This is a genomic window from Nocardiopsis halotolerans DSM 44410, assembly GCF_000341065.1.
Taxonomy (GTDB): Bacteria; Actinomycetota; Actinomycetes; order Streptosporangiales; family Streptosporangiaceae; genus Nocardiopsis; species Nocardiopsis halotolerans.
Genome location: NZ_ANAX01000012.1, coordinates 11550 through 33383, shown reverse-complemented (window position 1 = coordinate 33383; position 21834 = coordinate 11550). Strand labels below are relative to the sequence as shown.

19 protein-coding genes and 1 pseudogene are annotated in these 21834 nt (G+C 70.7%); 7 read left to right on the top strand and 13 right to left on the bottom strand.

Features of this window, described 5'->3' with window-relative positions; genetic code table 11:
• The first annotated feature begins 155 nt into the window (after positions 1–155).
• Together D455_RS0100870 and D455_RS0100865 are read left to right on the top strand one after the other, a co-directional pair.
• Complete coding sequence (locus tag D455_RS0100870) at positions 156–812, top strand: response regulator (RefSeq protein WP_017568873.1); 657 nt, start codon at positions 156–158, stop codon at positions 810–812.
• Positions 813–908: 96 nt separating this feature from the next.
• Entirely contained in the window at positions 909–1634 is a 726-nt protein-coding gene (locus tag D455_RS0100865; protein WP_017568872.1) for a class I SAM-dependent methyltransferase, read from the top strand.
• A gap of 51 nt (positions 1635–1685) precedes the next feature.
• Here the strand turns inward: D455_RS0100865 and D455_RS0100860 are convergent, their stop codons facing one another.
• From D455_RS0100860 to D455_RS0100845, 4 genes are all read right to left on the bottom strand, one after another.
• Entirely contained in the window at positions 1686–2441 is a 756-nt protein-coding gene (locus tag D455_RS0100860) for an alpha/beta fold hydrolase (protein ID WP_017568871.1), read from the bottom strand.
• A 12-nt stretch (positions 2442–2453) separates the two neighbouring features.
• Positions 2454–3266 (bottom strand): exodeoxyribonuclease III, encoded by an 813-nt coding sequence (locus D455_RS0100855; protein WP_040684231.1) that lies wholly within the window; start codon positions 3264–3266, stop codon positions 2454–2456.
• Positions 3267–3297: 31 nt separating this feature from the next.
• Positions 3298–4287, bottom strand: coding sequence for a tyrosine-type recombinase/integrase (locus tag D455_RS0100850; protein ID WP_017568869.1), 990 nt, complete (start codon positions 4285–4287; stop codon positions 3298–3300).
• A gap of 1085 nt (positions 4288–5372) precedes the next feature.
• The gene (locus D455_RS0100845) at positions 5373–6401 is read right to left on the bottom strand and encodes an acyltransferase domain-containing protein (protein ID WP_026122185.1); all 1029 of its coding nucleotides are present in this window, start codon (positions 6399–6401) and stop codon (positions 5373–5375) included.
• 119 nt (positions 6402–6520) lie between these two features.
• Between D455_RS0100845 and D455_RS0100840 the strand changes: the two genes are divergently transcribed.
• Positions 6521–8140 carry an AMP-binding protein gene (locus tag D455_RS0100840; RefSeq protein ID WP_017568867.1) on the top strand — a complete coding sequence of 540 codons (1620 nt, stop codon included), beginning with the start codon at positions 6521–6523 and terminating at the stop codon, positions 8138–8140.
• A gap of 204 nt (positions 8141–8344) precedes the next feature.
• Here the strand turns inward: D455_RS0100840 and D455_RS0100835 are convergent, their stop codons facing one another.
• A complete protein-coding gene (locus D455_RS0100835) occupies positions 8345–8629 on the bottom strand; it encodes a 4a-hydroxytetrahydrobiopterin dehydratase (protein ID WP_017568866.1) in 285 nt (94 codons plus the stop codon).
• A 418-nt stretch (positions 8630–9047) separates the two neighbouring features.
• Here D455_RS0100835 and D455_RS0100830 point away from each other — a divergent pair, with 418 nt between their 5' ends.
• From D455_RS0100830 to D455_RS0100815, 4 genes are read left to right on the top strand one after another with little or no spacing between them, the layout of a single operon-like run.
• Positions 9048–11342 (top strand): sensor histidine kinase, encoded by a 2295-nt coding sequence (locus D455_RS0100830; protein ID WP_017568865.1) that lies wholly within the window; start codon positions 9048–9050, stop codon positions 11340–11342.
• Positions 11342–11782 carry a roadblock/LC7 domain-containing protein gene (locus tag D455_RS0100825; protein ID WP_017568864.1) on the top strand — a complete coding sequence of 147 codons (441 nt, stop codon included), beginning with the start codon at positions 11342–11344 and terminating at the stop codon, positions 11780–11782. Before D455_RS0100830 ends, D455_RS0100825 begins: the two co-directional genes overlap by 1 nt.
• Positions 11783–11786: 4 nt before the next feature.
• Positions 11787–12167 carry a DUF742 domain-containing protein gene (locus D455_RS0100820; protein WP_086003331.1) on the top strand — a complete coding sequence of 127 codons (381 nt, stop codon included), beginning with the start codon at positions 11787–11789 and terminating at the stop codon, positions 12165–12167.
• A gap of 44 nt (positions 12168–12211) precedes the next feature.
• Entirely contained in the window at positions 12212–12787 is a 576-nt protein-coding gene (locus tag D455_RS0100815) for a GTP-binding protein (RefSeq protein WP_040684235.1), read from the top strand.
• Between the two features lie 65 nt (positions 12788–12852).
• Here the strand turns inward: D455_RS0100815 and D455_RS0100810 are convergent, their stop codons facing one another.
• The 8 genes and pseudogenes from D455_RS0100810 to D455_RS0100775 form a co-directional block, all read right to left on the bottom strand.
• A complete protein-coding gene (locus D455_RS0100810) occupies positions 12853–13668 on the bottom strand; it encodes an ABC transporter ATP-binding protein (protein ID WP_017568861.1) in 816 nt (271 codons plus the stop codon).
• A 16-nt stretch (positions 13669–13684) separates the two neighbouring features.
• Entirely contained in the window at positions 13685–14782 is a 1098-nt protein-coding gene (locus D455_RS0100805) for a FecCD family ABC transporter permease (RefSeq protein ID WP_017568860.1), read from the bottom strand.
• Positions 14779–15794: pseudogene (locus tag D455_RS28790) on the bottom strand (FecCD family ABC transporter permease). The gene D455_RS0100805 and the pseudogene D455_RS28790 overlap by 4 nt, the downstream one beginning before the upstream one ends.
• Before the next feature lie 655 nt (positions 15795–16449).
• Complete coding sequence (locus tag D455_RS0100795) at positions 16450–17934, bottom strand: amidase (RefSeq protein WP_241480130.1); 1485 nt, start codon at positions 17932–17934, stop codon at positions 16450–16452.
• A 4-nt stretch (positions 17935–17938) separates the two neighbouring features.
• Positions 17939–18706, bottom strand: a complete 768-nt coding sequence (locus D455_RS0100790; RefSeq protein WP_017568856.1) for a sulfite exporter TauE/SafE family protein — start codon at positions 18704–18706, stop codon at positions 17939–17941.
• A gap of 174 nt (positions 18707–18880) precedes the next feature.
• Positions 18881–19513 carry an alpha/beta hydrolase gene (locus tag D455_RS0100785; RefSeq protein ID WP_017568855.1) on the bottom strand — a complete coding sequence of 211 codons (633 nt, stop codon included), beginning with the start codon at positions 19511–19513 and terminating at the stop codon, positions 18881–18883.
• On the bottom strand, positions 19510–20460 hold the full coding sequence (locus D455_RS0100780) for a ring-cleaving dioxygenase (protein WP_017568854.1): 951 nt from the start codon (positions 20458–20460) through the stop codon (positions 19510–19512). The genes D455_RS0100785 and D455_RS0100780 overlap by 4 nt, the downstream gene beginning before the upstream one ends.
• A gap of 141 nt (positions 20461–20601) precedes the next feature.
• Positions 20602–21831, bottom strand: coding sequence for an MFS transporter (locus tag D455_RS0100775; protein ID WP_026122181.1), 1230 nt, complete (start codon positions 21829–21831; stop codon positions 20602–20604).
• Between the last annotated feature and the right edge of the window lie 3 nt (positions 21832–21834).

Sequence of the window (21834 nt, the reverse complement as noted above, 5' to 3'; positions counted from 1 at the left end):
CCACCCACCCACCGCCCCCGACCCCCACGCACCCGCGGCCACCACGGCATCACCGGCATGCAAGAACGCGCCCACCTGCTCGGCGGCACCCTCACCGCCGGACCCCAAGGCCACACCTGGCACCTGACCTGGCACCTGACCTGGAAAGAACAACCGTGATCCGCATCAACCTGGTCGACGACGAAACCCTCATCCGCGCCGGACTGGCCGCCCTCATCAACGCCGAGGGCGACATGGAGGTCACCGGACAGGCCAACGACGGCGCCGACGTCCCCGACCTGGTCCGACGCACCCAACCCGACCTGGTGCTCATGGACGTGCGCATGCCCCACCTGGACGGCATCCAGGCCACCCGCACCCTGCACACCACCCTGACCCGCCCACCCCGCGTCATCGTCGTCACCACCTTCGACAACGACGACTACGTCTGGGACGCCCTACGCGCGGGCGCCACCGGATTCCTCCTCAAACGCACCCCACCCGAGGACATCCTCGCCGCCATCCGCATCGCCCACCGCGGCGAAACCCTGCTCTTTCCCACCGCACTACGCCACCTGGCCGCCACCCAACCCCACGCACCCACCCCCGCGGCCCAGGCCGTGGCCACCCTCACCGAACGAGAGTCCCAAACCCTCACCCTCATGGCCCAGGGCCTGACCAACGCCGAGATCGCCGACCACATGATCCTGGGCGTACAGACCATCAAAACCCACGTCTCCCACATCCTCACCAAACTCGGCGTCCGCGACCGCACCCAAGCCGTCATCGCCGCCTACGACTCCGGCCTCATCCGCCCAGGCACCCACCACTGACACCCCACAACACACCCACCCCCAGGTGAACACACGGCAACAACACTGCTACGTTCAGCAACCACACCGTGCACACCACATCCCCCGGGGGAGAACATGCCACCCACCATCGACCTCGACCACATCCGCCACCTGTACCGCACCCACCGCGACGACCTCGCCCACGTACGCGACCAGATGCGCCACCACCACACCACCAACCCCCACCTACGCCCCACCACCAACGACATCGAAACCGAGATCACCTACCTCCTCCTGCGCGCCCACACCCCCCAACACACCGTCCAGATCGGCACCGGCCACGGCTGGACCACCACCTGGATCCTGTCCGCCCTCCGCGACAACGGCACCGGCCACCTACACTCCTTCGACACCCACGACCACACACCCCACCACGTCCCCACCCACCTGACCCACCACCGCTGGACCTTCACCCACGGCGACATCCGCACCACCACCGCCCACCTGCCCCCACACACCGACCACCTCCTCATCGACGCCGCCCACAACGGCCACTTCGCCCGCTGGTACCTGCGCCACCTCCTGCCCACCCTGCCCGCCCACACCCCCGTCACCATCCACAACGTCTTCCGCCACCGCGCCACCCCACCCTTCACCGAAGGCGCCCTGGTCATGACATGGCTGACCACCAACACCACCAACTTCTTCACCGCCTCAGCAGCACGCGCACCCCACACCCACCACGCCCTACGCCAACTCAAACAAGAACTCGACCTGGCCACACCCCTACACCCCGGCCACCACAACCCCGCCATCTACTTCCGCCTGCCCACCCACACCCGCCCCGCCCTCACCGTCTGACACACAAAAAGGGGCGGAGGCACCAGCCCCCGCCCCACAACACACCCAGGATCAGCCCTCCCCAGGCTCCAACCCGCGCCCCTCCAACCGCGCACGCTCACGCACAGACACCACATCAGCCGCATCCGCCACGATCCGCGCAAAATTCACCGGCTGATCCAAACTCACCATGTGCCCCGCCCGCGGCACATTCACCAACCGACCATCCACACACGCGTCAAAGAACTGCTTCTCATGGATCCGGAAATGATCCCGCGCCCCGTTGATCAACCACACCGGACCCTCATACGCCGCCAACGCCGCCAACACGTCCATCTCCGAGACCGCGTCGATCACCGCCGTGGCCGCCTCCACGGCCAACCCACCACCCAACACCGCCTCCGCCGCGCCATCACGCAACGTCAACCGGTGAAACCGCTCGTTGACCGCCGCACCCCGATCCGGCAACCGATCCATCAACACCGCCGGAATCCGGTACACCTGCGCCAACAACTGCGCGGGCTTGGCCGTACAACTGGCCGCCACCAACCCCGCCACACGCCCCGGAGCCGCACCCGCCGCCGCGATCGAGACGAACCCACCCAGGCTCAACCCCACCAACAACGCACGACCACCCACGGCATCGATCGCACCCAACACCGCATCCACCGCGGTCCCCAGCGAGAACTCCTCACCCCGCCGCGACCCGTGCCCCGGAAGATCAGGAACCACCACCACACGCCCCTCATCCTCCAACAGCTCCACCTGCGGACGCCACATACTCCCCGACACCCGCAACCCGTGCACCAGCACGATCGGCACACCCATGACCGCCTCCTCCTACCGACCCCGGTAGCGCACCGTCACCGGAGCATGATCCGACCAACGCCCCGCACGATCCTCCGCGCGCTCCACCCGCGCCGACACCGCACGCCCCGCCAACCCCGGCGTGGCCACATGCAGATCGATCCGCCACCCCGTGTCGTTGTCAAAAGCCCGACCACGATAGGACCACCACGTGTAGGGCCCCTCCTGATCCGGATGCAACGACCGCACCACGTCCACGTACCCCGCCTCGTCGAAGACCCGTGACAACCACGCCCGCTCCTCGGGCAGGAACCCCGAGTTCTTCCTGTTACCCCGCCAGTTCCTCAGATCCGCCTCGGTATGGGCGATGTTCCAGTCCCCACACACCACCAACTCACGCCCGCGCTCCTCCACCTGCACACGACGCTTGGCCAGATACGGCAGGAACGCCTCCAGGAAACGCTCCTTCTCCAACTGGCGCTCCGTACCCACCTCACCCGAAGGCAGATACAGACTGGCCACCGTCACCTCACCCAGATCCACCTCCACATACCGGCCCGACTCCTCGAACTCGGCATGCCCGAACCCCACACGCACCTCGTCGGGCTCACGCCGCGAGTACACCGCCACACCCGCGCGCCCCTTGGCCAGGGCCGGAGCCAACACCACATGCCACCCCTCAGGAGCGATCACCCCCTCGGGCAACTGGTCGGCCTCAGCCCGCGTCTCCTGCAAACACACCACGTCGGCGTCCGTGGCCGCCAACCACCCCACGAACCCCGGATCCTTCCTCGCAGCGGCCCGCAGACCATTCACATTCACCGACGACACAACCAAAGAAGACATACTCACAGGCAAAGCCTAGCCATACCCGAACTCAGCCACCCCCGCCCTCGGCCACCAGACGACGCACCACCCCATAGGTACGGTTCGACGAGGCCGCCTCCCGCCGCGCCCGCGCCGTCACCTCGATGTAGGCCTGCGACGACGCCACCGAGGAATGCCCCAACAGATGCATGATCTCGGTCACCGACGCCCCGTCCTCGGCCAACCGCGTCGCGAACGTGTGCCGCAACGCGTGCACCAACGTCCCCCGCGCCACCCGGTCATGCACCCCCGCGTGCCGGTAACACTGCTTGACCAGGTACTGCAGACCACCCCGACGCAACCCCTCACCCCGGTTGTCCACCAACAGGGGATCACACCCGCGCACCACGCCGAACCGCTCACGCCGCGAGACCAGATAGGCCTCCAACAACGCCTCCAACGGCACCTCGATCGGCAGGATCCGCTCACCGCCGCCCTTGCCCACCACACGGATACGCCGCTCACCCGCACGCCCGCCCACCGACTCCACCCGCAACGCCAACATCTCCGCCGACCGCATCCCCGTCAGCAGCGCCAACGCCAACACCGCCAGATCCCGCTCCGGCCACGGATCCCGCGCCTTACGCGCACCCCGCGCCAACGCCTCCAGCAACCGCTCGGGGGTGTCCTCACCCATCAACGGCTTGGGCGTACCGGGCCGCACCCGGGGCCGGGGCACCGCCGACATCGGATTGCCCGCCACCACCCGCTCCGACACCCAGAACGCGAAGAACCCGTTCCACGTCGACCAGGCCCGCAGCACACTGGAAGCCGCCCGCTCCGCGGCGAACTCGGCGAACGCCGCCCGCAACACCCCCGCCTCCAGGTCCTCCCACGCCACCCCGTCGGGCTCCACGCCCACCACCCGGGCCACGCACCCCAACACACCGTGCAGGTCACGCCGGTAGGCGGCCACCGTGTGGGGGGAGGGCTTGGCCGCCCGACGCGCCACCAGGTACTGCTCAACGGCCTCGACCACAGGCCCCGTCTGACCACTCATACCCACAGCATCCCCGATTTCGTGGGCGCTTCCACCGCCCACGACGCGAACACGCGCACCTTCGACACCCCGTGCGCGGGGGGGGGAGCGCAAGGGCCGCGGCACGGCCACCGGGGGAGGGGAGACCACATCAGGCACACAAAGTAGCGATACAAACACCCTCAGAAACAGCCAGTGGCGCCCGGGACCGGAAACGGGGGAGCGGGGCGACGAGGCGCGGTACGCCCCGGGTGAGACGCGCCCCTGGGGGGCCACCACAACGGCGCGGGACCTCCACTGGGCGGCATGCGGCAGACGGCGAACCAACCGGACACCAGAGAACCACGCATAGGAGTACAAAACCCTACAAAATCATGCATAACACGGTTTATGCATGAAACATGGAACAACCAGACATGGTTGGCCTCGGGGACACCCCGACCCGCCACGAACACCTCCGCACGGGCCACAGGGCCGCAACAACCCCGCGCCGCCCAGAACCCGCCAGCCAGCCACCTGAACCCACGACCGCGAACACCGTTCCTCACACACCCCCGAGCACAAGAACGCCCACCGCGAGCACGCGGGCACCCCACACCCTGGCCGCGACACGCACCCCGGAACACACGAGGCCGACGGCTCTCGACACACCCGTTCCCGAAGCACGCCCACCGCACCATCCGGCCGCACCCGTACACGGCCAGCCAGGCCACCATGGCGGACCGACCACGCACATCGGCGCTCCGGCGACTCCGGCGCTCACCACCACCGGCCACCCACGACCCCCTCCCCACCCCCACCCAAAAACGCCGATAATGCACATTATGTCAAGTAGAGGTGGTGGAGCCCCTCCCCAACAGCCTCCCCGCACAACCCATCCCCCTCCCCAAGGGCGACATCACCCACCGCCGAGGACGGCCATGGGTCGCGGGACCGGTTCGTGCACCAGGCACCCGGGCGCGAACACACCGCGACCGAGCACGCGGCGAAGACGAGACAGCGAGCGCCCCGGAACACTGACGTGGAGCGGCGGGCTCCGAAACCTCGACCACCAACGGCGGACACGCTCCCCCAGCCGCAACCCCGCCTTCAGGCGGAAAAGGACCTCACTCCGGCAACCGCAACCACCCCGTACGCACCTGCCACGCACCCCCCGACTCCAACCGCTCCACCACCGCACGCTCCAACCGCGTCCGACGCGGAGCCGCCGCCACGTCCACCCGCGGCATCCCGAACACGAACCGGAACACGTCCGACTCCCCCGGCTGCCCCCGACCCACCAACGTGAACCGCCGCTGGAACCCCACGATGTTGGAACCCTCCCCCAACACCCGCGCCCACTGCGGATCCAACAACCACGACGTACACGTGGCCACCACCGGATCAAACCCCAACTGCTCCCGGGCGAACCCCCGCGCCCGCCCCAACGCCTCATCCACCGACGCCGGATCCAACCCCCCGGTCGGAATGTGCAACCGCAACCCCAGATCCCCACGGGCCATCCCCGGCCCCAACCGCGCCGCCTCCGCCCGCGGATACCACTCCACACCACCCTGGTCGGTCAACAACCCCGGCTCGAACTGCAACCCGCCCACCCAGAACAGGCGCCCCCGAAACTGCGCGGCCACCCACGCCGCCGTCTCCAGACCCAACCGGCCAAACATCCGGCGCGACCGCGCCACCTGCACACCCACGTCGGCCAGCGTCGCCTCCGTCACCGACCGGTCCACACCCAACGCCGCCTGCGCCTCGAAATGACCCGGAACCCGCGCGGCGAACGCCCACAACGACGCCACCCGCACCCGCGGATCCTCCGCGTCCACCAACGTCGGCCAGTCCCGCCACCGACCCACCGCCAGATCCGCGTCCGCGCACAACCGCCGGTACATGCACCCCACCAGGTGCCACAACTCCGGCGGCCACTCCCCCCGCGCGTCCCGCGAACCCGGCCACAACGCCTCCACCTCGGCCCGGTCCTGCGCCCCCAACGCGAACAGATCCAACACCCGCGAGGCCGCGGCACCCACCGGCACCTCCAGAGCCCTCACCGGCTCCGGCAGCCGCTCCGCCTCCTCCAGCCACGCGCGCACCCGCGCATCCAGACCGAACCGTTCCACCACAGCGACGCTATCCATCCCCACATCATGGCCGACCCCCCACACCACGCGCGAGTGAGGCCCGCCTCACAGGTGGGCATAGTGTTGACGTAACCCACGAAAACCCCACAGCAACCGAAAACGAGGGACCACCACCGATGCCCGTGCCCGACCCGGAGCACCACGTCCGCGACTGGCTCGCCACCTACGACACCCCCACCACATCGGTGGCCCACCTCCTCTGCGACCGCCACGACCCCCACGCCACCGCCACCACCGAGATCGGCCCCACCCTGGCCGCCACCACCCTCACCTTCGGCGAACTCGCCCAACGCTCCCGCGCCCTGGCCACCGCCCTGGCCGACCTGGGCATCACCACCGGAGACCGCGTCGCCACCCTCATCCCCAAGGGCACCGACCTGACCGTCACCGCCCTGGCCGTGTGGCGCCTGGGAGCCGTCCTGGTCCCCCTGCTCTCCTCCTTCGCCCCCTCCGCCATCACCGAACGCCTCACCGCCTCAGGCGCACGCCTGGTCGTGTGCGAAGCCGAGTACCGCAACAAACTCGACACCGACCACTCCCCCGCCTGGCACATCGCCACCACCGGCACCCACCCCCTGCGCGAGGGCGACCACACCCTGGCCACGCTCACCGAGAGCGGCGCCGCCTCCCCGCCCGTGGCCGACGCCGCCGTGGGCGGCGACGGCCCGCTCGCCCTCGTCTACGTCTCCGGCGTGGTCGGCCCGCCCCGCGGCGTACGCGTTCCCGTGCGCGCCCTGGCGGCCATGCACGCCTACCACCACTACGGGCTGGGCGTGGACGACGAGGACGTCTACTGGAACACCGCCGACCCCGGAACGGCCTACGGCCTCTACCACGGCCTCATCTCCCCCCTGCTGGCCGGACACAACTCCCTGGCCCTGCGCGCCGGGTTCTTCGACCCCGAGCTGACCCTGGACGTCCTGGGCCTGTACGGCGTCACCAACCTGGCCACCGACCCCACCACCTACCGCACGCTGCGCGCCGCCACCAAGACCCTGCCGCCCGAGGTGATGGTCCAGCGCCTGGCCAGCGCCGGGGAACCCCTGGCACCCGACGTCATCGACTGGGTCACCGACGTCTTCGGCGTTCCCGTGCGCGACCACTACGGGCAGACCGAGTTGGGCTGGTGCGTGGGTATCCCCAACGGGGAGACGGGACGGGAGAACACCTCCGTGACACCCGGGGCCATCGGCCCCGCGCTGCCCGGCTGGCGCGTGCGGGTCCTGGAGGCCATCTCCGACGACCCCGCCCCGGCGGGCGCCTACGGGCGTGTGGCGGTGGACCTGGCCGAGAGCCCCCTGGCCTGGTTCGACGGTTACGACGCCAACGAGGGCGCCTCCCAGGTCAGGTTCACCCCCGACCGCGCCTACTACCTGACCGGGGACACCGGTATCCAGGACCGGCAGGGGACGCTGTTCTTCTCCACGCGTGATGACGGCGCCATCCTGACCCACGGCTACCGGATCGCTCCGGCCGAGGTCGAGTCGGCGCTCAACGCCCATCCGGCGGTGCAGGAGTGCGGGGTGTACTCGATCCCCGACGAGCTGGCGGGGCAGGTCATCGGTGCCCGTGTGGTGCTGAACGCGGGCCGGGAGGCCACGCCGGAGTTGGCCGAGGAGCTCAAGGAGTGGGTGCGTGAGCAGTTCGCCACGCACGCGGGGCCGCGGGTGGTGGACTTCGTGGACGAGTTGCCGCGTACGGCGTCGGGCAAGATGCGGCGGGCGCGTCTGCGGTGACCGTCGCGCCCCGCGGGTGCGCACCTGCCTCCGGCGGAGCCGCGTCCCGCTCCTGGCCGCGCGGGAAGCCCAGGACCTCGTGCTCGGCCCCGGCGGTGCGCGCCCTCCGCTCGGGCCCGCCTGGGGCCCGGATCCCTCTGGTGCCCGAAGGCGGCCGCGTCCGGGGCTTCCCGCTCCGCGACGTTGGCGAGGCCCCGGGGCGGGTCAGGGGACGAGCTCGTCCACGCGTGCGGCCAGGGCCATGTCCCGCTCGGTGACGGCGCCCTCGGCGTGGGTGCTCAGCGCCAGGTGCACGGTGTTGTAGCGGATGTCGATGTCGGGGTGGTGGTCGGCCTGTTCGGCCGCCTGGGCGATCTCGTTGACCAGGGCGATGGCGCCCGCGAAGTCGGGCAGGCGGACCGTGCGGTGGATGGCGGGTGCGTCGGAATCCAGCTCCCACTCGGGAAGGCGCTTCAGGCCGTCGCGGATCTGCTCCTCGGTGAGTCGCATGGTGTGTCCTCTCCCCCGTGCCCGTGTGCGGGCCGCCTGCGTGTGGCCGTACCCCCGTGTGGGGGCGTGGGCTACCTACCCGCGTCCGCCACGGGGATCACCTCCCTCTCCCCCGCGACGGGCTTTGTGGGTTTGGTGCGGCGAAGCCGCTCCTCTGTGTTTTGAGGTCTGGATTGGATACAGAAAACCGCGAGCTTTACCACGTAGATTTTAATCTACTTAGTAGCTTAGTAGTTCCGTGTTACCAACCTGAGTCCAGCCCCCTGACCTGCACGAACCCCACCCACCCCGGCCAACCCCCACCAACCAGGCTTGCGAAAACCCCCACAGAGCGGTTCACTCTGGGGAACTCCGGACCCTCCCCCCACCCGGCGGACACCCCCCCAAGCGGGCACCGCCCTCCCCCGGAAGCGAGCCCATGCCCCACCAGAAGCGCCGGTCGCTTCGCGCCCGCATGATCACCCTGGTCCTGATCCCCAGCACCGTGCTGTTGATCCTGTGGGCGGCCTTCACCGCACTGCTACTCAGCGACATCCGCGAACTGCGCGCCACCGCCACCTTCACCGAACGGGTCGGCACCCCCGTCGTGGAGACCATCGGCGCACTCCAACGCGAACGCCGCGCCACCATGGACGCCGCCCGGGGATCCCAGAGCACCGCCCTGTACCTGAACTACTCCCGCCAACAGACCGACGGCGCCATCGAAACCCTCACCAGGCGCCTGGAGGAGTTCGACGAGGACGACCTGCCCACACAGGTCCTCACCTTCCAGAGCGCACTCGCCGACCTCGGCGCCCACCGCGCCGAGGTCGACTCCATCCTGCCCTCACAGATCACCCTGCGCGAGACCGCCACCGCCTACGGCCACACCATCGAACAGGGACTACGCGTGTGGGACGCCCAAGTCGACCGCGCCGACCCCGCCCAGGTCCCCCACCTGCGCTCTTTGACCTCACTCATGCGCACCCGCGAACTCCTCAACCAACAGGACGCGGTCCTGGCCCACGCGGTGGCCACCAACACCTTCCCCGCCCAGGCCCACGCCCGCTTCGCCGCCGCGGCCGGAGCCCAGCACTACACCTGGGACCGGGTCGGCGCCGAACTGAGCGAGGAGGACAGCCAGCAGTACACCATGCTGGAGTCCTACTCCTTCCTGCAACGCATCTACCAGCTCCAGGAAAGCATCATCAGCATGCCCACCCGGGGCGCCAACACCGTCCCGGTCAACGCCACCGCATGGCAGGGCGCCGCCGAAGCCGTGGACGCGCGCATGCGCGACGTCGAACAGGGCCAGATCGACCGCGTCACCGCCTTCAGCCACACCCAGTCCGCCGACCTGCGCAACAGCGTCCTGCTGATGAGTGTGCCCGCCCTGGTCGCCGCCCTGGCCTCCTCCGTGGCCGCGGTCGGCGCCACCCAACGGCTGGGACGGCGCCTACAGGACCTGCGCACGGCCACCCTGGAACACGCACGGGTACGCCTGCCAGAAGTGACCCTGCGACTGCGCGCGGGCCAGAACGTGGACGTGGACGCCGAGGCGCCCCGCCTGCGGGTGGAGAGCACCGACGAGATCGGACAGGTCGCCGAGGCCTTCAACGACGCCCAACGCGCGGCCGTCGCCGCGGCCGTGGAAGAGGCCCAGGTACGCGCGGGCGTACGCAACATGTTCCGCAACATCGCCCGCCGCACCCAGGCCCTGGTGCACCGGCAACTGGGACTGCTGGACACGTTGGAACGCACCGAGACCGACCCCGAGGCACTGGAGTCGCTCTTTCGCATCGACCACTTCAGCACCCAGATGCGGCGCAACGCCGAGAACCTGATGCTGCTGAGCGGGGACACCCCGGTACGGCGGGGGTTGGCACCGGTGCGGCTGCACGAGGCGGTGCGGGCCGCGGCCAGCGAGATCGAGGACTACACCCGGGTGCGGGTGATGGCGCTGCCACAGGTGGCGCTGCTCGGCGACGTGGGCTCCGACACCGTACGGCTGCTCGCGGAGCTGTTGGAGAACGCCACGTCGTTCTCCCCTCCCGGAACCCAGGTCCAGGTGGTGGGCCACCCCGGCGAGGCGGGCGGTTACGTGCTGGAGGTCCACGACGACGGGTTGGGGATGGCCCCGGACCGGATCGAGGCGGCCAACGCGCTGCTGTGCGACCCGCCCGGGTTCGACCTGGCCACCATCCGCGAGGACTCCCAACTGGGATTGTTCGTGGTGGCCACCATCGCCGCACGGCACGGACTGGGCGTGAGCGTGCACGCGCGGGAGACGGGAGGCACCCGCGCCGTCCTGACCCTGCCCGCGCACGTCCTGGCACCCGAACAGGGCGACGGCGCGGTGACCGGCCACGACCCGACCCACACCGCCCCCACACCCGCGGCCCCCACGACCTCCTCCACGACGGCCCCGGCCCCCTCCCCCGCCCACGCCCACGCCCACGCCGACGGCCCCACCGAACCGCGACCGGCACCGGAACAGGCGCGACCGCAAGGGACCTACAAGGGGCTGCCCATGCGGCGACGCAAACCGGCCACGACCGCGCCCACCGCACCGGCCCCCGCACCCCGGGCGGACAACGAGCAGCGGTCCCTGTCGGAGATCCGGTCGATGATGAGTGCCTTCCAGTCCGGGACGCTGCGCGGGCGCGCCGAGCACCCGGACCAGGACCCACGGGACGCGCACCGCGCGCGCCCCGACGAGAGCGCGAAAGGGTGATGTCGATGTCCGCGGACGCCACGGTGGAGGGGCGCTCCCCCGCCCAGGCACTGGACTGGCTGCTGGGAGACCTGGTGCAACGGGTGGCGGGCGCCCAACACGCGCTGCTGTTGTCGGCGGACGGGCTGTTGCTGTCCTCCTCGGCCGGGCTCGAACGCGGCCAGGGCGAACGGTTGGCCGCGATCGCCTCCGGGTTCGCGAGCCTGGCCCGAGGCGCACGCGGGCAACTGGGCGCGCACGAGGTGCGTCAGACGGTCGTGGAGATGGACAACGTGTTCTTCTTCGTGCTGGCGGCCGGCCAGGGCGCCTCGCTGGCGCTGGTGGCCGAGTCCACGTGCGACATGGGCCAGGCGGCGTTCGAGATCAACCGTCTGGTGCGCCAGGTGGGACCGCACCTGTCAGCGCTGCCCCGGCGCGGCGACAGGAGACGTGGGAGGTGAGATCGTGGACGGTGTGCCGCCCGAGGGCGAGGGTGGACGGGAGTGGTCGTTCGAGTCGAGTCTGATCCGACCGTACTCGTTGACGGGTGGGCGCGTGCGCCCCTCGCGTACGGACTTTTCGATGACCTCACAGGTGGTCGCGGTACCCCGGACCCGCCCGGTGCGGGTGGACCCGGAGCTGGAACTGATCCTGTCGCTGTGCGTGCGACCGGTGTCGGTGGCCGAGGTGGCCTCGCGTGCGGGTTTCCCACTGGGTGTGGCACGGGTGCTGCTGGCCGACCTGCTGGACCAGGGGTACGTGGTGGTGCACACCTCCGGCTGGGAAAGCCACCGCCCCGACGCCCAGACCCTGCGTTCGGTGCTGGAGGGCATCCGGCGCCTGTGAGGTGGACATGCTGTTGAGGTGGAGTGGATGGGGCGTTGGTCGTGATGGACCCCGAGGGCGCGGGACCGGTTCCCGACACCCTGAAGATCGTGGTCGCGGGAGGGTTCGGGGCGGGTAAGACCACCCTGGTCTCGGCGGTCAGCGAGGTGGAGTCGCTACACACCGAGGAGGTCATGACCTCCGAGAGTGTGGGTGTGGACGACCTGGAGGGGGTGGAGGGCAAGGCCACCACGACGGTGGCGTTGGATTTCGGCCGGATCACGCTGGACCAGACGACGGTGGTGTACCTGTTCGGCACCCCCGGCCAGCGGCGGTTCTCGTTCATGTGGGAGGAACTGGCCCAGGGCGCCCTGGGCGCGGTGGTACTGGCCGACACCCGGCGTCTGGCCGACTCCTTCGACGCGATCGACTTCTTCGAGTCGCGCGGGGTGCCGTTCGTGGTGGCGGTGAACTGCTTCGACGGCCAGCGCACACACCGCGCCGAGGACGTGCGGGTGGCGTTGGACGTGGAGGAGCGGGTGCCGTTGCTGCTGTGTGACGCCCGCGACCGGGAGTCGGTCAAGGAGGTCCTGGTGGAACTGGTGACCCTGGTGTTGCGCCTGGAACTCTCGGGCGCCTGAACAGGACACCACCACGCGGTGGGGCCCGGCACGCCCTGGTGCCGGGCCCCACCGCGTGCGCGCACTCAACGACTGACGCCGCGACGGTCCAGGGGGACGATCATCGGAGTGCCGGTCTCGGGGTCGGGGATGACGCGCACCGGCAGACCGAAGACGTCCTGGACCAGGTCGGCGGTGACCACGGTGGCCGGATGCCCCTCCGCGACGATCATCCCCTCCTTCATCACGATCAGGTGGGTGGCGTAGCGGCAGGCGTGGTTGAGGTCGTGCAGGACCGCGACCAGGGTGTGGCCGCGCTCGTCGTGCAGCTGCGCGCACAAATCGAGCATGTCCATCTGGTGGGCGATGTCGAGGTAGGTGGTGGGCTCGTCCAACAACAGCAAAGGGGTCTGCTGGGCCAGGACCATGGCCAACCACACGCGCTGGCGCTGACCCCCGGAGAGTTCGTCCACCGACCGGTGGGCCAACTCCGACACCCCGGTGGAGGCCATCGCCTCGGCCACCACCGCCTCGTCCTGCTTGGACCACTGGCGCAGGAACCCCTGGTGGGGGAAACGACCCCGGGCCACCAGGTCGGCGACGCCGATACCGTCGGGTGCGATGGAGGCCTGCGGCAACAACCCCAGACGACGGGCGACCTCCTTGGCCGGGTAGGAGTTGATGACGCGCCCGTCCAGGTGCACGTGGCCGTGCGCGGGCTTGAGGGTGCGTGACAGGGCCCGCAACAGGGTGGACTTACCGCACGCGTTGGGCCCCACGATCACCGTGAAGGAGTGGTCGGGGATGGTGACGGCCAGGTCCCGGGAGATGACGCGCTGCTCATAGGCCAGGGTCAGGTCCTGACCATGGAGACGGCTGGTGGCGTCTGAGGGTGTGGACATCGTTCTTCCTCGTTGCTCAGGCACGTCGGCCGCGCCATTCGGTGTACAGCAGCCAGATCAGGTAACTACCGCCGATGACGGCGGTGACCACGCCGACGGGCAGCTGGGTGGGGGCCAGGGCGCGCTGGGCGACCAGGTCGGCCACCACCAGCAGGGCCGCGCCCATGAGCGCCGACCCCACCAGGGTGGTGCCGCCGGTGCGCAGCAGGCGGCGGGCCAGCTGGGGCGCGGCCAGGGCCACGAACCCGACGGGGCCCGCCACGGCGATGGCCGCGCCGGTCAGGGCACTGGCCCCGGCCAGGGCGATCGCCTGGGTGGGGCCGGTGGGCACGCCCAGCCCGCGGGCGGTGTCATCACCCAGTTCCATGAAGCGCAACCGCTGCCCGAGACCCACCAGGAGGGGCCCCAGCACCGCCAGGCACACCCACACCGCCACCACCTCGGGCCAGCCGCGGCCGTTGAGACTGCCGATCATCCAGATCTGGGCGCCCAGGGCCTCGGTGAGTTCGGCGCGGGTCATGAGGTAGTCGCGGACCGCGCCGAGCATGGCGGACACACCGATACCCACCAGGACGAGCCGGTACCCCTGGACACCGTTCTTCATGGCCAGCAGGTAGACCAGGGCGGCGGTGGCCAGCCCGGCGGCGATAGCGCCCAGGGACACGGCCACACGTGAGGCGCCGAAGACGAGGATGGCCGCGACGGCGCCGGTGGCGGCACCGGAGGTGAACCCGATGATGTCGGGGCTGCCCAGGGCGTTGCGTGACAGGCTCTGGAAGACGGCTCCGGCGATACCCAGTGCGGCACCCACACCGAGCGCGGTCAGGGCGCGGGGCAGACGCACACCCTGGACGAAGAACACGTCCAGGCGCTCCCCGTAACCGGCGACGGCCGCGGGGACGGCCGGAAGGGGGATCTCGTAGTCGCCCACGGCCACGGACACGACCAGCGTCAGGACGCACACGGCGACCAGGACCAGGCACAGGGCGAGCGTGCGCGGGCGCACCAGCAGGGACAGGCGTTCACCGAACAGGCGCAAGGGGCGGGCGCCGCGGGGTGTGGCAGGGCTCTGGCGGGCGCGGGCGCGGGCGCGGGGTGTCAGGGTGGAACTCAAAGCTGGGCCATCCTCCTGCTGCGGACCAGGGCGATGAACAGGGGCGCCCCGACGAACGCGGTGATGATGCCGACCTCCAGTTCGGCGCCCGGCACGATGACGCGGCCCACGGTGTCGGCTCCCGTGAGCAGGATGGCGCCCAACACCGCGGAGTAGGGCAGCAGCCAACGCTGGTCGGGTCCGGTGATCAGACGGGCGACGTGGGGGATGACCAGACCGACGAACCAGATGGGGCCCGCGGTGGCGGTGGCGGCGCCACACAAAAGGATGACACCCACGGCGGTGGCGGCGCGGATGAGGGGGATGTTGGCGCCCAACGTGGCGGCCAGGTCGTCTCCCAGGGCGACGGCGTTGAGGGAGGGGCCCAGACACAGGGTGAGGACGACACCGGTCACGAGGAAGGGCGCCACCTGCCAGAACACGTCCAGGTCGCGTCCGGTCAGGGAGCCGACCTGCCAGAAGCGGATGCGGTCGAAGACGAACTCGTTGAGGACGAACACGCCGTGGACGAAACCCTGCAGGACGACGGCGACGGCGGTTCCGGCCAGGGCCAGGCGTACGGGGGTGGCGCTGGAGGGTCCGCGCGCGCCCAGGGCGTAGACGGCGACGGCGGCCACGGCGGCGCCNCCTGGCCGGTGCCGGAGCCGAAGACGACGACGGCGATGACCATGGCCGCGGCGGCGCCGGAGTTCACCCCCAGGATGCCGGGTTCGGCCAGGGGGTTGCGGGTCAGGGCCTGCATGAGGGCTCCGGCCAGACCCAGGGCGGCGCCGACGAAGACCCCCAGAATGGTGCGGGGCACGCGCAGGCTGCGGATGACGTCGTGGTCGTAGGAGCCGTCGTAGGCGGTCAGGGCGGCCCAGACGTCGGCGGCGGGGATGGGTTTGGTGCCGACGGTGACGCTGAGCAGGGCGCACACGGCGAGGGCGCCCAGCGCGGCCAGGAGCCCGATGGGGCGGATGATGCGCCTGGTGGGTGTGGGGCGCGGTTGGGTGGGAGCGCGCAGGGCCACGGCTTCCCCGTTCGTTGTTGCGTGGGTGGTGGGCGCGGCTGACCGGGTGGGTACAGCTGTGGGGTGGCACCGGCAAACCTCATGCCACCCCGGACAGGTTAGCCTTACCTTGCTCCTGTTCGCACGGAAGGGTGCCTGTCATGCCCCGTTTGTCGCCTCCCGCGCGCCCTGGCCACACTAACCGCCCTGACCACCCTGACACCGCCGGGCTGCGCCACCCCCACCTCCCCCACCAGGGCAGGACCGGGACCACCCGCCCGGTCCAAGGCGCCCACGGACCCATGGAGATCCCCACCACACCCCAACGCGTCGCGGTGCTGCGGCGCCCCACCCTGGCCACCACCACCCTGCTCGGACACCGACCGGTGGCGACCACGCCCCCCCGAAAGCCCCGACCAGGACCTGACGCCTCCCAGCTGGACGCGGTGACCCCCGCCGAGACGAACGCCAACACCGGACAACCGGCCAACGCCGCCCCCATCATCGGCGCGAGCACCCAGACGGGCGCGCAGACCCGACCACCGCCCCACCTGGAGGCCGTCGCGCCGACCGTGCTGCTGGAGTGGGAGGGCACCGGATCCCGGCGAGACCACCTGGACCAGGTCGCCCACGTCCTGGACGCCACCGACCAGGCCGAACAGGCGACAGGGTCCGCTCACACGTGCAACGGCGGCCGACGCCCCTCCCACGGGGCGGCCTGCTCCAGCTGCGCGGCCAACGCCAACAGCACGTCCTCACGCCCCGCCGCGGCCATGAGCTGCACCCCGATGGGCAACCCCTCACGGCTCTGGGCCAGGGGCAGACTCAGCGCGCACACCCCCGCGACGTTGGCCGGGGCGCTGAAGGGCGCGTACGCCGCCGCCTGCTCCAACCAGCTGCGCAGCGTGTGGTGCTGGTCATCGGTGTCGAAGACGCCGTGCGGTGCGGGCAGGCGCCCCAGGGTGGGGGTCACCAACACGTCGTACTCGTCAAGAAACACCCCCAGGGCGCGGGTCAGACGGTGCTGGGCCTCCAGGCCCGCCATGACCTCCAACGCGCTACACCGCCGGGTCCGGGAGAGGACCCGGCGCGCGACGGCCCCCAACGCGTCGGGGTCGACCCCACGCCCCGAACCCAGCAGCGCCGCGCCGGTGGACACCATCACCAAGGTCATCGCCTCGACCGTGTCCTCATAGGCCAGGTCCGGGTGGGCCTGGTCGACGTGGTGGCCGATCCACTCCACCAGGTGCCCAGCGGTCAGGGCCGCCTCCCGCACCTGGACGTCCACGGTCGTGGGCGCCCACGGCGTCGTGGTCACCGCCACCCGCAACCGGCCCGGACCGGTGGTCAACGCCCGCGCGTAGGGGCGCGAAGGCGGTGGCGGGACGTACTTCTCCCCCACCGCCGGGCCACCGAGCGCGTCCAACAGGTGCGCCGCGTCACGCACGGTACGGGTGAGCACGAACTCACTGACCATGCCGAAGGCGGCCTCGCCCGTGAGCGGGCCGCACGGCGTGCGGCCACGGCCGGGTTTGAGCCCCACCAGACCACACGCCGAGGCGGGCACACGCAACGACCCTCCCCCGTCGCTGGCGTGGGCCAGGGGAACCGCTCCGGCGGCCACCAGGGCGGCCGCTCCCCCACTGGAGCCGCCCACACCCCGCTCGGGGTCCCACGGGTTGCGGGTGACGCCATAGCGCCGGGACTCGGTGGCCAGGCCCAGCGCCAACTCCGGGACGGTGCTCTGTCCCAGCGCCACGAGCCCGGCCGCGCGCATGCGCGCCATCAGGGTGTGGTCGGTGTGGGCCACGGCCCCGACCAGGGCGCGACTGCCCAGACTGAACGACCGCCCCCTGACGAAGGGGCCACTGTCCTTGACCACCACGGGAACCCCGCCCAGGGGCCCGTCGGGGCTGTGGGCGGGAGCCGGATCCCACAGGGGCCCGGTGAGCGCGTTGAGGTCGCCATGGGCCCGTTCCAGCGCGCGGCGGGCCACCCGCTCGACCTCGGCGGCACCCACCTGCCCGGTACGCACCAGGTCGGCCAGGCCCACCGCGTCCAGACGGGCGTACTCGTCGATCTCCAGCGCTCCCACACTCCCCTCCTGGTCGACGCGCCCGCCCCCACCGGGCCGCACCCGGGCGGGCAGCCGATCCTTCACGAGGTCACGCGAACAGATCCCAACCCATGCGCACCAACAGCGCCAAAACCACGACGAGCAGGACGGTGCGCACGAACCCCGACCCCCGACGCAGGGCCATGCGCGCGCCGATCTGCGCGCCGACGATGGTACACAGAGCCAACCCCAAACCCAGCAGCCAGTCGATGTGCCCGCCCAGACCGAACACGACCAACGCCCCCAGATTGGTACACACGTTCACGATCTTGGCCGAGGCCGAGGCCGAGACGAAGTCCATGCCGAGCACGGCGGTGAAGGCGATGATGAGGAAGACCCCGGTACCCGGGCCGATGAGCCCGTCGTAGAAGCTCACCCCCAACCCGGCCAGGGCCACGGCCGCCAGCAGCCGGTTACGGGTACGCAGACGCGGATCGGCCTCCACACCCATGGCCGGGCGGAAGTAGACCATGAGGGCGACCCCGGCCAGGACCACCATGATGACGGGTTTGAGGACGTCGGCGGTCAACGCGGCGGCCAGGGCCGCGCCCACCCCCGACCCCACCAGGGCCAGGGAGGCGGTGGGCACCACCACACGCCGGTCGATCCTGACCTTGCGGGCGTAGGCGATGGCGGCGGAGGTGGTGCCGAACACCGCACCGAGCTTGTTGGTGCCCAGCAGCGTGGCCAGGGGGGTGGTGGGCGCGGCCACCAGCAGGGCGGGCAGCAGCAACAGGCCGCCTCCGCCGACGACGGCGTCGACCCAGCCCGCGGCCACACCCACCAGCAACAGCAGGCCGAGGATCTCGGGATCCATCTACCGCACACTGCCGAAGAAAGAGGTGATCATGGGTTCTTTTCGTGGCGGGGGAAACTGACTCAAAGAGGAGCTTATCCCCCGTTCAGCACCCCTCGGCGACCCAGGCCCCCACCAACGAGGAAGCGGCGACGTCCGGGATCAGGGAACGCCGCCGCCGTCTGGGAAACCCGCTCACAGGCGGGCCTGCTCCAACCAGGAACGGGCCTGCTCCACCACCCCGGGATCGACCTGGTGCCCTCCGGGATGCTCGCACGAACGCACCCGCGCGCCCCGCTCCCGCAGCTGGGAGGCCAACAGGCGCGCCTGGTCGACGGTCGTGATGGGATCGACCTCCCCCGACCCCAGGAACACCTCGGTCCCCGACAGGTCCACCAGGTCGGGCTCGCGCCCCTGCAACGGCGCCCCGGCCGCGAACAGCACCGCGCCCCGCACCAGGTGGGGGTGGAGCAACACCAGGGCGGCACCGGTGTTGGCCCCGTTGGAGAACCCGCTGACCACGATCCGCTCCGGATCCAGGCCGTAGGTCCGCACGGCCGCGGTCACGAACGCGGCGAGCTCGCCGGTGCGACGGACGAGATCGTCCACGTCGAAGACGCCCTCACGCACACGCCGAAACCACCGGTTCATGCCGTTCTCATCCACCTTGCCGCGCGGCGAGAGCAGGGCCGCGCCGGGCGCCAGGGCCCGCCCCAGGGGCAACAGGTCCCTCTCGTCGGCACCGGTGCCGTGCAGCAGGAGCAGGGTGGGCGCCCCGGGGTCCGTGGCCGGGACGAAGACGTGGACGAAGTCGTCGGTGGTGGTCACTGGCCAGTCTCCACAGCGGGCAGGTGGGCGGCGATCTGGTCACGCTCAGGCTCCAGCCACGGCGGAAGCCGCAGCGAGCGCCCCAACTCCAGCAACGGTTCGTCGTAGTCGAAGCCGGGCCCGTCGGTGGCGATCTCCAACAGCACACCACCGGGCTCACGGAAGTAGATGGAGGTGAAGTAGCAGCGGTCGCGGATCTCGGTCACGCCCACACCATCCTCGACCAACCGCTGACGCCAGGCCTCCTGGACGGGGCCGTCGGGAGCGCGGTAGGCCACGTGGTGCACGGTCCCGGCGGCCACCAGCCCGCGCTGGGCACCCGGATCGGCCACCACGTCGACGATGGTGCCCACCCCCCGACCCGAGGGGTTGGTGTGAAAGCGCGCGCGGCTCCCCTCCTCACCGGCCAGGCGAAAGCCCAGCTGGTCGCCCAGCATCCGGGCGGTACCCTCCACGTCGTTCTCGGTCAGGGTGACGGCGCGGATCCCGCGGATGGCGTGCTCGGGCGGCACCGCGGGCCCGTCCCAGGGGTCGGTGTCGTGGTGGTCGGCGCTGGCGGCGAGCTCGATGAGCAACCCGTCGGGGTCGCGCAGGGTGAGCACGTCCTCCTCACCGCGCTCGGCGGGGCGGGAGGTCTCCACCCCCAGGGCGGCCAGGTGCTGGGCCCACCAGCCCAGGGACCCCTCCGGGACGGAGAAGGTCGTGGTGGTGGCCTGGCCCGCTCCCCGACGCCCCCGGGGCGCCTCGGGCCAGGGGAAGAAGGTCATGATGGTGCCGGGGTTGCCCACACGGTCGCCGTAGTACAGGTGGTAGGTCTGGGGCGCGTCGAAGTTGACCGTGCGCTTGACCATGCGCATGCCCAGGGCGCGCAGGTAGAAGTCGGCGTTGGCCTGGGGGTCACTGGCGATCGCGGTGACGTGGTGGATTCCCGTGGGACGCACGTCCATGTCCTCACCCTCCGTCGCGGCGGTGTACCCACACCAATGTAGTTGAAGATTAAACTACCACGGGTTCCCTTACCCCACCCACACTCTCCCCCCACACGCCCCCGAACAAGCACCACACCCGTGTCACACCAACACACACCCTCACCCCACCCGCGACAGGCCACGCAACCGCAACCCCACCAACACCGCCACCGCGCACAACACCCACGCGAAAACCACCGCACCACCCCAGCCCACCGCGTCATAGACCACGCCACCACCCCACCCGAACAGACTCGACCCCAGGTAGTAGGACAGGGTGTACAACGCCATCGCCTGGGCCCGACCGGCCACCGCACGAGACCCCACCCAGGCAGAGGCGGTCGCGTGCGCGCAAAAGAACGCGAAGGTCAACACCACCAGGGCCACCACCACCGCGGGCAGGGCGGTGGCGAACATCCCACCCAACCCGACGGCCATCACCACCGTGGCCACCGTGAGCACCACGTACCCGCCCCACCGCGCCACCGCACCACCCGCCACCGCCGACCCCACCATCCCCGCGGTGTAGGACACGAACAACAACGACGCCGCCGCCTGGGACAACCCGAAGGGCTCGGCCATGAGCCGAAAACCCAACAGGTTGTAGACCGTCATGAACGCACCCATGAGCAACAGAGCCTGGGCGTACAACGCCACCAACCCGCGCGTGGCCAGGGCGGCGCGCACACGCCGGGCCCACCCCGCACCACCACCAGCGGCCCCGCCCCCGCCCCGCGCCCCACCCGAGCGCGGCAACACCCAGACGAACACCACCAACGCCACCACCGCCAACAGGGTGTTCGCACCGATCCCCCACTGCCACCCACCCAGATCAGCGGCCACACCCGCCAACAACCGACCGCCCATACCCCCCAGCGGATTACCCGCGATGTACAAACCCGTGGCACGCGCCGAATCCACCGGATGGATCTCCTCCGACAGATAGGCCACCGCCGCCGCGGGCACCCCGCCCAGAGCCGCACCCTGCACCCCGCGCAACACCAACAACAACCACAACTGGTCGACGAAGGGCAGCACACACCCCAACACGGTCGCCACCACCAAGGACAGCGTGATGACACGAGCCCGCCCCAGACGATCGGCCACACCACTCCACACCAGCGTGAACCCGGCCAGACCACCGGTGGCCACCGAGACCGCCAGCGCCGCCTGAGAAGCCGAGGCACCAAACCCCGAGGCGATCGCGGGCAGAATCGGCTGAACCGCCCACAACTGGGCGAAGGTCGCCACCGCGGCGGCCACCATCGCCACGACCGTACGCCGGTAGGCCACCGACCCCGCACGGGGACGAGCATCGTGATCAGACGAACAGGCGCTGGTCAAAGTCATGAC